Origin of the sequence: Streptomyces sp. 4N124 (assembly GCF_052245395.1) — a bacterium.
Lineage (GTDB): Bacteria > Actinomycetota > Actinomycetes > Streptomycetales > Streptomycetaceae > Streptomyces.
Window position 1 is genome coordinate 118,776 of the sequence record NZ_JBQQBS010000006.1, and the last position, 13,100, is coordinate 131,875.

11 protein-coding genes and 5 tRNA genes are annotated in these 13,100 nt (G+C 69.2%); 13 read left to right on the plus strand and 3 right to left on the minus strand.

Features of this window, described 5'->3' with window-relative positions:
* Positions 1–3 precede the first annotated feature (3 nt).
* A complete protein-coding gene (locus ACTWQO_RS08225; protein ID WP_443236549.1) occupies positions 4–3,693 on the minus strand; it encodes a nitrate- and nitrite sensing domain-containing protein in 3,690 nt (1,229 codons plus the stop codon).
* A 548-nt stretch (positions 3,694–4,241) separates the two neighbouring features.
* Here ACTWQO_RS08225 and ACTWQO_RS08230 point away from each other — a divergent pair.
* The 9 genes from ACTWQO_RS08230 to ACTWQO_RS08270 all read left to right on the plus strand — a co-directional run bounded on the left by ACTWQO_RS08230 (position 4,242) and on the right by ACTWQO_RS08270 (position 8,098).
* Entirely contained in the window at positions 4,242–4,430 is a 189-nt protein-coding gene (locus tag ACTWQO_RS08230) for a hypothetical protein (RefSeq protein ID WP_443236550.1), read from the plus strand.
* A 113-nt stretch (positions 4,431–4,543) separates the two neighbouring features.
* The gene (locus ACTWQO_RS08235) at positions 4,544–5,320 is read left to right on the plus strand and encodes a fumarylacetoacetate hydrolase family protein (protein WP_443236551.1); all 777 of its coding nucleotides are present in this window, start codon (positions 4,544–4,546) and stop codon (positions 5,318–5,320) included.
* Entirely contained in the window at positions 5,313–6,797 is a 1,485-nt protein-coding gene (gene gltX, locus ACTWQO_RS08240; RefSeq protein ID WP_443236552.1) for a glutamate--tRNA ligase, read from the plus strand. The genes ACTWQO_RS08235 and gltX overlap by 8 nt, the downstream gene beginning before the upstream one ends.
* A gap of 2 nt (positions 6,798–6,799) precedes the next feature.
* Positions 6,800–7,531, plus strand: coding sequence for an HAD family hydrolase (locus tag ACTWQO_RS08245; protein ID WP_443236656.1), 732 nt, complete (start codon positions 6,800–6,802; stop codon positions 7,529–7,531).
* Positions 7,532–7,622: 91 nt separating this feature from the next.
* Positions 7,623–7,694: transfer RNA gene (locus tag ACTWQO_RS08250), tRNA-Gln, on the plus strand.
* A gap of 21 nt (positions 7,695–7,715) precedes the next feature.
* A tRNA-Glu gene (locus ACTWQO_RS08255) sits at positions 7,716–7,788 on the plus strand.
* Between the two features lie 29 nt (positions 7,789–7,817).
* Positions 7,818–7,890, plus strand: a tRNA-Glu gene (locus tag ACTWQO_RS08260).
* Between the two features lie 20 nt (positions 7,891–7,910).
* Positions 7,911–7,982, plus strand: a tRNA-Gln gene (locus tag ACTWQO_RS08265).
* A gap of 43 nt (positions 7,983–8,025) precedes the next feature.
* Positions 8,026–8,098: transfer RNA gene (locus ACTWQO_RS08270), tRNA-Glu, on the plus strand.
* Between the two features lie 50 nt (positions 8,099–8,148).
* Here ACTWQO_RS08270 and ACTWQO_RS08275 read toward each other — a convergent pair.
* The gene (locus ACTWQO_RS08275; RefSeq protein WP_443236553.1) at positions 8,149–8,793 is read right to left on the minus strand and encodes a MerR family transcriptional regulator; all 645 of its coding nucleotides are present in this window, start codon (positions 8,791–8,793) and stop codon (positions 8,149–8,151) included.
* 89 nt (positions 8,794–8,882) lie between these two features.
* On the opposite strand from ACTWQO_RS08275, the gene ACTWQO_RS08280 reads away from it, so the two are divergent.
* Positions 8,883–9,422, plus strand: a complete 540-nt coding sequence (locus ACTWQO_RS08280; RefSeq protein ID WP_443236554.1) for a DUF4188 domain-containing protein — start codon at positions 8,883–8,885, stop codon at positions 9,420–9,422.
* A gap of 66 nt (positions 9,423–9,488) precedes the next feature.
* On the opposite strand, the gene ndgR is transcribed toward ACTWQO_RS08280, so the two are convergent.
* Positions 9,489–10,205 (minus strand): IclR family transcriptional regulator NdgR, encoded by a 717-nt coding sequence (ndgR, locus tag ACTWQO_RS08285; protein ID WP_007384919.1) that lies wholly within the window; start codon positions 10,203–10,205, stop codon positions 9,489–9,491.
* Between the two features lie 221 nt (positions 10,206–10,426).
* Between ndgR and leuC the strand changes: the two genes are divergently transcribed.
* From leuC to ACTWQO_RS08300, 3 genes are all read left to right on the plus strand, one after another.
* Complete coding sequence (leuC, locus tag ACTWQO_RS08290; RefSeq protein WP_443236555.1) at positions 10,427–11,860, plus strand: 3-isopropylmalate dehydratase large subunit; 1,434 nt, start codon at positions 10,427–10,429, stop codon at positions 11,858–11,860.
* Positions 11,861–11,871: 11 nt separating this feature from the next.
* The gene (gene leuD, locus ACTWQO_RS08295; RefSeq protein WP_443236657.1) at positions 11,872–12,465 is read left to right on the plus strand and encodes a 3-isopropylmalate dehydratase small subunit; all 594 of its coding nucleotides are present in this window, start codon (positions 11,872–11,874) and stop codon (positions 12,463–12,465) included.
* Between the two features lie 288 nt (positions 12,466–12,753).
* Entirely contained in the window at positions 12,754–12,984 is a 231-nt protein-coding gene (locus tag ACTWQO_RS08300; RefSeq protein WP_362949399.1) for a hypothetical protein, read from the plus strand.
* Positions 12,985–13,100 lie beyond the last annotated feature (116 nt).

Here is a 13,100-nt window from a genome sequence, read left to right on the forward strand (position 1 = left end):
CAACTAACGCTCCTGCTGGTGAGTGGGGTTCGGGAAGCTGCCGGTCTGACCGCTACCGGCCTGGCGACCCTGCGAAATACCCCGACGGAGATTGGTCAGCCGGCCGCGTACGTCATCAGGCGCACGGGAGACCTGCGGACCGCTGTTGTGCTGTTGCTGCTGAGCCGTACCCGGGACGAGGTTCGCCCTGGGTACCCGGCGCGGCAGGCCGGAGGTGGTGACTCCGCCCGCGGCCGGCTGCCGTACGCGCTCTGCCTGCCGAATGAGATCGTCATTCGGCGAGCTGCGCCAGTTGCCGGTTGCGGGACGCTGGGGTGCGGGAGCGTGCTGCGGCTGCGGCGGGGCGGCCGGCGGGGGAGCCGAGCCGTTGCCCTGCTGCGGTCCGCCCTGGCTGCCCTGACCGTGGAACCAGTTGGTCTCGAGAGTGTCGTACAGCGGCGTACGTCCGTCACCCGGGCCGGCCGGCGGCAGCGCCTCGGGCTCCTGGCGGGTGGGCCGCTGCGGCGGACGCGGCGGTACGGGCGGACGCCCGGCACCGTAGCCGTTGGTGCCGTTGGCGCTCGCCGGGTTCTGCCGACCGGGCTGCGGCGGGTAGCCGTAACCGCCCGTGGAGCCGTTGTCGTACGCCTGCGGGGCCGGCTGGTTGCCGGTCTGGCCGAAGACGTCCGGGCGGACGAACTGGCCCGTGTCCTGGCCGGAGCCCGGGTTCTGCGGAACCGCGCCGGGGCGAGGGAACTCACCGGAGTTCTGGTCCGGCCGGGCGAACTCACCGGTCTGGTGCGGGGCGCCGGCGCCCGGACGCGAGAACTGCCCGGTGTGCTGCGGCCCGTTCGCGCCCGGCTGCTGCGGGGCGCCGAAGTCCGGGGGGCCCTGCCGGTCGTCGATCCGTGGCATCGGCGCGGTCTGCGACGGGTCGCGCTGCTCGTCGTGCCCGCGCGGGGTGTCGAGCGAGGCGCGCGACACCGACGGCTGCGCGTTCTCGTCGCTCCAGCTCGGCGTGCGCGGCTGCTGCGCGTTGCCGCCGGGCAGCTCGGCCCGTGCTCCGCCCCGCGGCGGCAGCTGCGGCCGACGGCCACGCCGCCCACCACGTCCGGATTCCTTGTTCGATACGGCGTCCTGCGCGTCCTGACCCTGCGACGGCCCGCCCGTGCCCGCGGCCGTCAGGCCCTGCGGGGCACCCGGCGCCTGGCCACCGAAGCCGGCACCCGCACCGGCCGGAGCCGGCCGACCGCCCTGCTGAGGCGCCGACGGACCCTGCGGCCCGCGCGCACCCGGCTCGGGACGGCCACCCGCACCGCCACCGCTGCCCGGCAGCGCGGCCCGTGGCCCCGGAGCGGCACCGAGCCGCCCACCGGGAGCACCCGCACCGGCACCGAGAGCACCGCCGCCCTGGCCCGCGCCTCCGCGACGAGCGGCCGCGACACCGGCGGCGGCCTGCGCCGCGGCAGGACCGCCGGAGGAACCGGGGCCACCCTGGCCGGGCTTGGGCTGCGGCTTCTTGCCGCCCTGGGCGACATCGACGGGGAGCATGACCAGCGCGGTCGTACCACCGGAGTCGGACGGGCGCAGCTGGATGCGGATGCCGTGCCGCTGCGACAGACGACCGACCACGAACAGACCCATGCGGCGGGAGACCGACACGTCCACGGTGGGCGGCGAGGCGAGCCGCTCGTTGATCGCGGCGAGGTCCTCGGGGGAGAGGCCGATACCGGTGTCGTGGATCTCGATCAGCACGCGGCCGTCGGGCAGCGCGTGACCGGTGACCTTGACCTTGGTCTGCGGCGAGGAGAACGAGGTGGCGTTCTCCAGCAGCTCGGCGAGCAGGTGCACGAGGTCGTTGACCACGCGTCCGGCCACTTCGGTGGTCGGCACGGCGGCCAGCTCGATGCGCTCGTACTGCTCCACCTCGGAGGCGGCGGCGCGGAGCACGTCGACCAGCGGGACCGGGCGGGTCCAGCGGCGGCCGGGCTCTTCACCGGCGAGAACGAGGAGGTTCTCACCGTTACGGCGCATGCGGGTCGCGAGGTGGTCGAGCTTGAACAGCGAGGACAGCTGGTCCGGGTCGGCCTCGCGGGACTCCAGCTCGGAGATCAGCGACAGCTGGCGCTGGATCAGACCCTGGGAGCGGCGCGAGAGGTTGGTGAACATCGCGTTGACGTTGCCCCGCAGCAGGGCCTGCTCGGCGGCGAGGCGGACCGCCTCGCGGTGCACGTCGTCGAAGGCCGCGGCCACCTTGCCGATCTCGTCCCGGGAGTGCACACCGACCGACTCGACGGAGGTGTCGACGTCCTGCGGGTCGGACTCGGACAGCTGCTTGACCAGCTCGGGCAGGCGGTCCTGGGCGACCTTGGTCGCGGTCTCCTGCAGCCGGCGCAGCGAGCGGATCATGGACCGGGCCACGACGAACGCGCCGACCAGTGAGACACCGAGCACGAGCAGGATCAGCGCACCGGAGATGATCGCTTCGCGCTCCGACTCGTTGCGCAGCTCGCGTGCCTTCTGCTCCATCTGCCCGAGCAGCGTGGTCTCGATCAGTTCCATCTGGTCGATCTTGGACGAGCTGCCGTCGACCCAGTCCAGGTACGACCGCTTCTCCAGGTCGGCCAGGCCGTTCGCCTGGCTGAGCGCACGGTCGGCGTAGGTGTCGGAGGCCTCGATCGTCGGGTTGCCGTCTTCGATCGGCTGGAGCAGCTCGGCGGCGCTGTCCGCTCCGTAGATGCTCCGGAAGCTCAGCAGCTCGGACTTCTCGCTCTCCAGCGCCGACTCGGCGTACAGCCGGTCGTTCTCCGAGAGGTTGCCGCTCGAGCTCTTGGGGTCCGCGGGCAGCGCCGCGGCGATGACCGCGCGCTGGACGGAGGCGTACTCCTTGGCGGAGGAGAACGAGGCCAGCGCACGGGTGCGCTGGATCATCTCGGGGTTGCTGGTGGCCTCCGCCATGTCCTGCGAGAGGTCGAGCAGGTGGGTGATCAGACGGTGGTAGGCCTCGACCGTCTGGGTGGAGTTGCGCTCGGCCTCGTAGGCGTTGTCGCGGATCTTCGCCAGGTTGCTCAGATCGCCGACCAGACCGACGAGGCTGTCGCGGACGCCCTGGAGGTCACCGTCCTTGCTGGAGGCGTCGATCTGTTCCGAGGCGTCGAGGAAGTTCTCCAGGGAGCGGTCGGTCTTGACCCGCCAGCCCTTGACCCCGACGTCGGTGGACGCGTTCGCGCCGTGCGCGAGCGGGCCCGCCGACTGGTCGCGCTCCTCCTGGAGCGCGGCGGCCAGTTCGGTGGCCTGCTTGGTCATGTCCGTCAGCAGCTTCATGTTGTCGAGCTGCTGGATGTCGTTCATGTTGTCGCTGATGCGCAGCGCGCCCAGCGAGGTGGCCGCGACCACCGGGAGCGCGAGCAGCGACACCAGACGCGTGGAGATGCGCCAGTTGCGCAGGGCTATTCGCGATCCGGGGCCGGAGGCGCCCTTCGGCGGCTTCACGGTCGGCGCCGCGGAGCCCGGAGTACCCGGGGCGCCCGTGGCTCCGGTGGACGCCGTGGCGCCGGAAGCTGCGGACGTGCCGGCGCGCCCGCCGTCGCCCGACGCGGCCGGGCCCGGGTTCTGGGCGTGCTGGGGCGAGGAACTGCCGGCATTGGGGCCAGTCCCGCCGTGCGGCTCCGGCTCCGCCGAAGCACTGCCATCCCTCTTGAAACGTCCCTGCACTAGCGTCGCAACCTCTGGACCAGGCGCCCCTCCGCGTGAACGGAAGGACGGTGTCGGCGTGTAGGGGGCGCCCTGAATTTGCGCCCCCCGATGGTCGTGAGTGACCGGCGCTGGCTCCCCCTTCTTGCCGCCACTCGGCGCTCGTCGCGCCCCCTGTGCGCCGGCTAGATCCTGCGGCGGTCCGTGGAATTCCAGCACAGTGCAGGATCTCCAACAAGGCCCATGGGTCAGGCTGTGACCTCCGTGACACCACGTGAGGGCTGCGTTACCAGGCGTAGAAAGTGATCTGTCATAAAACGGACTTACCGCAATGAGTCACCGGTCAGCGGGGGAGTCCCAGTCGCCATGATCAGGAGCGGAATGCGGGCTTCAGGCGGTCAATGTCCGTTTCGTATGGGTCGGTTGTAGGCCTGAATTGACCGGTTTGCCCATGGATTCGTGAGCAAACTCACACGGCGATCAATGAGTCTGGAGGTCTTCGGAAGGGAATCGCATGTTTAGCCTGTGGCTTTACAACAGCAGCCCAACTGTGAAGGCACCTGACACCCGTGAAGACGACGATGTTGTTCCGCACGATAGCCAACCCGCGGCGCACGACGCTGGCGCACCTCGACGACGCCGACGACCTGCACACCCCGGACCACCCGGAGCACTCCGTCGACCTCCCCGCCCACACGGCCAACCCCCGCCGCACCGTCCTCATGGACGTCCCGGCCCAGGCCGCCGCCGCGCAGTAGCCACTCCGTACGACGCCCAGGGCGCCCGCGACCATGCGCGAGGCGCCCGCCCTTTGCCGCGCTAGCCTGGAGCGTCAGACTTCAGTCAGCTCAGTCAAGGGGCCAAGCATCCCGTGCGCATCGCCAGATTCTCCATCGACGGGAACGTCGCCTTCGGCGTGATCGAGGGTGACAAGCCGGACGAGCTCGTCCTGGACATCATCAAGGGCATCCCGTTCACGGACTTCGAGCTCTCCGGTACGAAGGTGCCGCTGAGCAAGGTGAGGCTGCTGCCGCCGGTGCTCCCCAACAAGGTCGTGGCCTTCGGCCGCAACTACGCCGAGCACGCGCGCGAGCTGGGCAACGAGGTGCCCGACGCCCCGTTCGCCTTCTTCAAGCCGTCCACCTCGGTGATCGGCCCCGGCGACGAGATCCAGTACCCGTCCTTCTCCGAGGACCTCCACCACGAGGCCGAACTGGCCGTCGTCATCGGCCGCATGTGCCGCGAGGTCCCCCGCGAGCGCGTCAAGGACGTCATCCTCGGCTACACCTGCGCCAACGACATCACCGCCCGCGACGTGCAGAAACGCGAGAAGCAGTGGGCCCGGGCCAAGGGCTTCGACACCGCCTGCCCGCTCGGCCCCTGGGTGGAGACCGACCTCGACCCCAGCGATCTCACCATCCAGCTCACGGTCAACGGCCAGCAGCGCCAGCTGGGCCGCACCACCGAGATGATCCACCCGATCGAGGATCTGATCGTCAACATCTCCGAGGCCATGACGCTGCTCCCCGGCGACGTGATCCTCACGGGCACCCCGGCAGGGGTCGGCCCCCTCAGCGTCGGCGACGAGGTCGCCGTCACCATCGAAGGCATCGGCACTCTCACCAACAAGGTTGTCAAGCGTGGCTAGCGCACCCGGCTCCCCCGTACGCGTCCGTTTCTGCCCCTCGCCCACCGGTAACCCGCACGTGGGCCTGGTCCGCACCGCCCTGTTCAACTGGGCGTTCGCCCGCCACCACGGCGGCACTCTGGTCTTCCGTATCGAGGACACCGACGCGGCCCGCGACTCCGAGGAGTCGTACACCCAGCTGCTCGACTCGATGCGCTGGCTCGGGTTCGACTGGGACGAGGGCCCCGAGGTCGGCGGCCCGCACGCGCCGTACCGTCAGTCGCAGCGCATGGACCTCTACAAGGACGTCGCGCGGAAGCTCATCGACGCCGGCCACGCCTACTACTGCTACTGCTCCCAGGAGGAGCTGGACACCCGCCGCGAGGCCGCCCGCGCCGCCGGCAAGCCGTCCGGCTACGACGGCCACTGCCGTGAGCTGACCGCACAGCAGGTCGCCGAGTACCAGGCCCAGGGCCGCACGCCCATCGTCCGCTTCCGCATGCCCGACGAGACGATCACCTTCACGGACCTGGTCCGCGGCGAGCTGACGTTCACCCCGGAGAACGTCCCGGACTACGGGATCGTACGAGCCAACGGCGCGCCCCTGTACACGCTGGTGAACCCGGTCGACGACGCCCTGATGGAGATCACCCACGTCCTGCGCGGCGAGGACCTGCTCTCCTCCACCCCGCGGCAGATCGCCCTGTACAAGGCGCTGATCGAGCTCGGCATCGCGAAGGAGATCCCGTCCTTCGGCCACCTGCCGTATGTGATGGGCGAGGGCAACAAGAAGCTCTCCAAGCGTGACCCGCAGTCCTCGCTCAACCTCTACCGCGAGCGCGGCTTCCTCCCCGAGGGCCTGCTCAACTACCTCTCCCTGCTTGGCTGGTCACTCTCCGCCGACCAGGACATCTTCACGATGGGCGAGATGGTCGCGGCCTTCGACATCGCGGACGTGAACCCCAACCCGGCCCGCTTCGACCTCAAGAAGTGCGAGGCGATCAACGGCGACCACATCCGCCTGCTGGATGTGAAGGACTTCACGGAGCGCTGCGCGCCATGGCTCCAGGCCCCCTTCGCGCCGTGGGCCCCGGAGGCCTTCGACGAGGCGAAGTGGCTGGCGATCGCGCCCCACGCGCAGACCCGCCTGAAGGTGCTGTCGGAGATCACGGACAACGTCGACTTCCTGTTCCTGGCGGAGCCGGTCGCGGACGAGGCCTCGTGGACCAAGGCGATGAAGGAGGGCAGCGACGCCCTGCTGCGTACGGCCCGCGAGAAGCTGGAGTCGGCGGACTGGACCTCGGCGGAGTCGTTGAAGGAGGCCGTCCTGGCCGCCGGCGAGACCCATGGCCTCAAGCTCGGCAAGGCCCAGGCCCCCGTCCGCGTCGCCGTCACCGGCCGCACGGTCGGCCTCCCGCTCTTCGAATCCCTGGAAATCCTGGGCAAGGAGAAGACCCTCGCCCGCATCGACGCGGCCCTGGCGAAGCTCACGGCGTGACCATGAACATTCGCGCCGTGGTCTGGGACGTCGACGACACCCTCTTCGACTACACCACGGCCGACCGTGCCGGAATGCGCGCGCACCTTGTGGCTGAGGGCCTGCTCGGCGGAGACGAGTCCGTGGAGCGGGCCCTGGTGCGTTGGCGGGAGGTCACGGACCGGCAGTGGGCGCGGTTCGCCGCGGGGGAGGCGTCGTTCGAGGGGCAGCGGCGGGACCGGGTGCGGGTGTTCCTGGGCGAGGAACTGAGCGACGCCGAGGCCGACGCCTGGTTCCGGCGGTACATCGCGCACTACGAGACCGTCTGGGCCCTCTTCCCGGACGTCCTGCCGGCCCTGGACGCCCTCGCCACCAGCCACCGGCACGCGGTGCTGTCCAACTCCAGCATCCACGTCCAGGATCACAAGCTGCGTGTGCTCGGCGTACACGACCGCTTCGAGACCATCCTGTGCGCCGCGGAACTCGGTGTCTCCAAGCCGGAGGCCGGCGCCTTCCACGCGGCCTGCGAAGCCCTGGGCCTCGCCCCCCAACAAGTGGCGTACGTGGGCGACCACCCGGAGATCGACGGGCAGGGCGCCGCCGACGCAGGACTGCTGTCGGTGTGGATCGACCGTGACGGCGTGTACACCAGCGCTGACGCCCCCACCGGCCCGCACCGGATCGCCTCGCTCGCCGAACTCCCCGCGCTGCTCGGCGCGGATACCCGTTTTGGAGCCCCGTCCACCTTCGGGTAATGTTCTTCCTGCGCCGCCGGAGAGCGGGCCGAAAGGCCGGGAACCGGAGGCGCAAACTAGAACAAGATCCCCTGAGGGGCTTGCGTTCCAGTGGCCTATGGTGTAATTGGCAGCACGACTGATTCTGGTTCAGTTAGTCTTGGTTCGAGTCCAGGTAGGCCAGCTCGCAGAGCTCATCTGCAAAGCCCCCGTTGTGTAGCGGCCTAGCACGCTGCCCTCTCAAGGCAGTAGCGCCGGTTCGAATCCGGTCGGGGGTACGACGATCTCCTTCGAGTTGATCGTTAGGGCCCCCGTTGTGTAGCGGCCTAGCACGCCGCCCTCTCAAGGCGGTAGCGCCGGTTCGAATCCGGTCGGGGGTACAAACTGGTCTAAACCACATTGGTCTATGGTGTAATTGGCAGCACGACTGATTCTGGTTCAGTTAGTCTAGGTTCGAGTCCTGGTAGACCAGCTCGGATCTGCGGCGGTGTAAATCAAACGCTTGCAAGATCCTCGCCCCCGTTGTGTAGCGGCCTAGCACGCCGCCCTCTCAAGGCGGTAGCGCCGGTTCGAATCCGGTCGGGGGTACACACAGTGAAGGCCCTCCACTTCGGTGGGGGGCCTTCGTCGTCCCCGGCTCACTCGAAGCCGTAGCGCCGTGCCGTCTCCTCCTCCTGGGCGACCCGGCGCAGGGCGTGCAGCACCGGTTCGAGCAGGACCGTCCCCAGGACCGCGATCTCGACCTTCTCCTCCTCCGACGAGTGGGTCTCCACGAAGTCCAGGTCGAGCACGGCCACCTCATGCATCAACCGGGCGTACGGCAGCGTCAGTTCGATGTCCCAGGTGTAGCCGAGACGCCGGAATGCCGCCAGCCCCACCACCAGAGAGCGGTAGGCGGGAGAAATGGTGCTCAGCGCCTGGGCGTTCGACCAGCCGAGGCGCTCCAGCAGTTGCTCCACCTCGCCGCGAGCCGACTGCACGAACTCGTCGTCCTCGTCCGGCTCGGGAACCTGCGGCAGCGCCCACAGCGCCGCGCCCATGCGGATGGTCCGGCCGAGAGAGTCGTCGTCGATGTGCGTCAGCACCTCCCGGGCCGTCGCCACCGGGAGCCGGCCGATCTGGATCAGCGCCCGCACCACACGCAGCCGGCGAAGGTGATCCTCGTCGTACTCGGCGGTCCTCGCGTTGATCTGGCGACCCGGCGCCAACAGCCCTTCGCGCAGGTAGTACTTGATGGTCGCGATGGGTACACCGCTGCGCTTGCTCAACTCCGCCAGCCGCACCTCTTGCGCCTCTCCTTGGAAACTGCCACTATCCAACCATTGCCCAGAAGGATAGCGCCGGTATCCAATCGGGGACTGCGGGGGTTGCCATGTTCGCAAAGCCGGTTTCAGGTCGTACGACCGCGGCCGTCGAAGGCGACGCCGTGGTCCTCCTGATCGGGATGCGCGTCAACCACTTCTGGGCGGTGCACCAGTGGCTGCCGGTCTTCCTGTCGATGTATCGCATGCTTGGGGAGCTTGCTCGCGACAGGAGCCGGGGGCTGCTGGGGCACATCCTGCTGACCGGCTCGCCGCGGACGTACTACGTCGTCCAGTACTGGGAGTCGAAGGAGAAGCTCTACGCGTACGCGAACTCGCCCGACATGTTCCATCACAAGGTGTGGTCGATCATCAACCGCAAGGAGCGGGCGGGGAAGGTGCGCGGGCATGTGGGGATTTGGCACGAGGCCTACGTGGTGCCCGAGGGGGCGCACGAGTCGATCTACGTCGACATGCCGGCCTTCGGGCTCGCGCGGGCGCACGGTCAGGTGCCGGTCGAGCAGCGGGGGCGGTTCGCGAAGGACCGCTTCGCGCACCGCTCGTCGCGGGCGCAGGTGCAGAACTCGCAGGTGGAGCAGGAGACTGCCTGACCGGGGGGATCGGGGAGGGCCTGCCGCGGCGTTGAGGCGGGCCCTCCCCGAGGATGTCCCCGAATGTCAGCCGGTGCGGCGCAGGGCCTCGGAGAGGCGGGCCGCGGCGTCGATGACCGCCTGGGCGTGCATACGGCCCGGGTGGCGGGTGAGGCGCTCGATGGGGCCGGAGACCGAGACGGCGGCCACCACGCGGTTCGAGGGGCCGCGTACGGGCGCGGAGACGGACGCGACGCCCGGCTCGCGCTCGCCGATGGACTGAGCCCAGCCCCGGCGTCGTACGCCCGAGAGCGCGGTGGCGGTGAAGCGGGCGCCCTGGAGGCCGCGGTGCAGGCGCTCCGGCTCCTCCCAGGCCATGAGGATCTGGGCGGAGGAGCCCGCCTTCATCGTGAGCGTCGAGCCGACCGGGACCGTGTCCCGAAGGCCGGACAGACGCTCCGCCGCGGCGACGCAGATGCGCATGTCGCCCTGGCGGCGGTAGAGCTGCGCGCTCTCGCCCGTGATGTCCCGGAGGTGGGTGAGCACCGGGCCCGCGGTGGCGAGGAGACGGTCCTCGCCCGCGGCCGCGGCCAGTTCTGCCAGGCGCGGGCCGAGAATGAAACGGCCCTGCATGTCGCGCGCCACCATACGGTGGTGTTCCAGAGCCACGGCCAGGCGGTGCGCCGTGGGTCGTGCCAGCCCGGTCGCCGCGACCAGACCCGCGAGGGTGGCCGGACCGGACTCCAGGGCGCTCAGGACAAGGGCTGCCTTGTCCAGGACGCCGACGCCGCTACTGTTGTCCATGAAACGATACTCGCGTCTCACTCTGTGAAACGCAAGTTCAATTTTCCGTGGAACGCGCCACTCTGGAAGACACGAAGGCACAGCGGCCCGCGGACCAACGGGCCCGGCGGTGGGCGTCCGCGAACAGGGGCGTCAAGGTGAGCTGCCTCATATGGGGCGCCGCTGCCTCCTCAAGATCTCTAGTTGGGTCGGCGCACATCTGGCCGGCCGGAGGGAAAGCGATGGGTAGGACACTCGCGGAGAAGGTCTGGGACGACCATGTCGTCCGGCGCGCCGAGGGCGAGCCCGACCTCCTCTTCATCGATCTGCACCTGCTGCACGAAGTGACCAGCCCGCAGGCCTTCGACGGTCTGCGCAAGAGCGGTCGCCAGGTGCGCCGGCTCGACCTGACCATCGCCACCGAGGACCACAACACCCCGACCCTCGACATCGACAAGCCCATCGCCGACCCGGTCTCCCGAATCCAGCTGGAGACGCTGCGCAAGAACTGCGCCGAGTTCGGGGTACGTCTGCACCCGCTGGGCGACGTCGAGCAGGGCGTCGTCCATGTCGTCGGACCGCAGCTGGGTCTCACCCAGCCCGGCACGACCGTCGTGTGCGGCGACTCCCACACCTCCACGCACGGTGCCTTCGGCGCGTTGGCGTTCGGCATCGGCACCTCCCAGGTCGAGCACGTACTGGCCACCCAGACGCTGCCGCTGGCCCGCCCCAAGACCATGGCCATCACCGTCGAGGGCGAACTGCCCGACGGCGTCACCGCCAAGGACCTGATTCTGGCGATCATCGCCAAGATCGGTACGGGCGGCGGCCAGGGCTACATCCTGGAGTACCGCGGCCCCGCCATCGAGAAGCTCTCGATGGAGGCCCGGATGACCATCTGCAACATGTCGATCGAGGCCGGCGCCCGCGCGGGCATGATCGCCCCGGACGAGACCACCTTCGCCTACCTCAAGGGCCGCGCGCACGCGCCCGAGGGCGCCGACTGGGACGCGGCGGTGGAGTACTGGAAGACGCTGCGCACCGACGAGGACGCCGTCTTCGACGCCGAGGTCCTGATCAACGCCGACGAGCTGTCCCCGTTCGTCACCTGGGGCACGAACCCCGGCCAGGGCGCGCCGCTTTCGAGCGCGGTCCCCGACCCTGCTTCGTACGAAGACGCTTCGGAGCGCCACGCCGCCGAAAAGGCCCTGGAATACATGGGGTTGGAGGCGGGGCAGCCGCTGAACTCCATCAAGGTGGACACCGTCTTCGTAGGCTCGTGCACCAACGGCCGTATCGAGGACCTGCGCGCGGCCGCCGAGATCATGAAAGACCGCAAAGTCGCCGACGGCGTACGGATGCTGGTCGTACCCGGCTCCGCCCGGGTCGGTCTGCAGGCCGTCTCCGAGGGCCTGGACCTCGTCTTCAAGGAGGCCGGCGCCGAATGGCGGCACGCGGGCTGTTCGATGTGCCTCGGCATGAACCCCGACCAGCTGGCGCCCGGTGAGCGCTCCGCGTCCACCTCCAACCGCAACTTCGAGGGCAGGCAGGGCAAGGGCGGTCGTACGCACCTGGTGTCGCCGCAGGTCGCCGCCGCGACCGCCGTGCTGGGCCACCTGGCGTCCCCCGCCGACCTGAACGACCAGTCTGCCGTCCGTACGCCCGCTGGAGTCTGAGAACCATGGCCATGGAAGCATTCACCATCCACACCGGACGGGCCGTCCCGCTGCGTCGCAGCAACGTCGACACCGACCAGATCATCCCTGCTCACTGGCTCAAGAAGGTCACGCGGGACGGTTTTGAGGACGGGCTGTTCGAGGCCTGGCGCAAGGACGAGAACTTCATCCTCAACCGGCCCGAGCGGCAGGGCGCCACCGTCCTGGTCGCCGGCCCCGACTTCGGCACCGGCTCCTCGCGCGAGCACGCCGTCTGGGCGCTGCAGAACTACGGCTTCAAGACGGTGATCTCGTCCCGCTTCGCCGACATCTTCCGCGGCAACTCGCTCAAGAACGGCCTGCTCACGGTGGTTCTGGAGCAGAAGGTCGTGGACGCGCTGTGGGAACTCACCGAGAAGGACGCGACTGCTGAGGTCACTGTTGACCTTGAGGCCCGTGAGGTGCGCGCCGAGGGCATCACCGCCTCCTTCGAGCTGGACGAGAACTCCCGCTGGCGGCTGCTGAACGGACTGGACGACATCTCCATCACCCTCCAGAACGAGGCCGACATCGCGGCGTACGAAGCCAAGCGGCCGTCGTACAAGCCGTGGACGCTGAAGGTCTGAGCCGAGCGCGCCCGGAGGGCTGAGCCGAAGGCCCGGCGCAAGTCGAGTTTCGGCCACCACAACACCCCCGCTGTACCCCCGATCAGCCCGATCGGGGGTACAGCCTTGTCTGCACCCGAACGGCCCTGCGTGGTTCGGCGGGCGTCTTCAACTTCCCACGTTAGAGCGGTTGTTGCCGGGGTACGCGAGCCTTGTAGCCGCGGCTTTCGCGCGTGCTCGGAAGGCCGTTTGAGGCGGCAGTTGCACCCTGGGCAGGCGACAACTCGCCCCAGATGGCACAATCTGTGCATGGAACACGACGGCCAACTCGAGCTCTATGCGGCAGTCGCGGGCCAACTGAAGGAAGCGCACGCAAGGGTGCGCGCACTGCAAGTCCCGGAGGGCGTACGGATGGCGCTGACCCGGAAGCTGCTGGTCATTACGGCCGCGGCCAAGCACGATCTCGCCGATGCGACAAGGCGTCTGGAGCGGTTCACTGCCGACCTCGACGAGGGTCGATTCCCCGAAGAGGAAGGCTGAACAGCCCTTAAGACCGCCGAGTCCGCTGCGGCACAAGGGTGATAAGCCCGTTTCGTGTTTGATTTGCGGTATATATCTGCCTAACGTGCGAAAAAGCTTGAACACTTTCGTTCTGG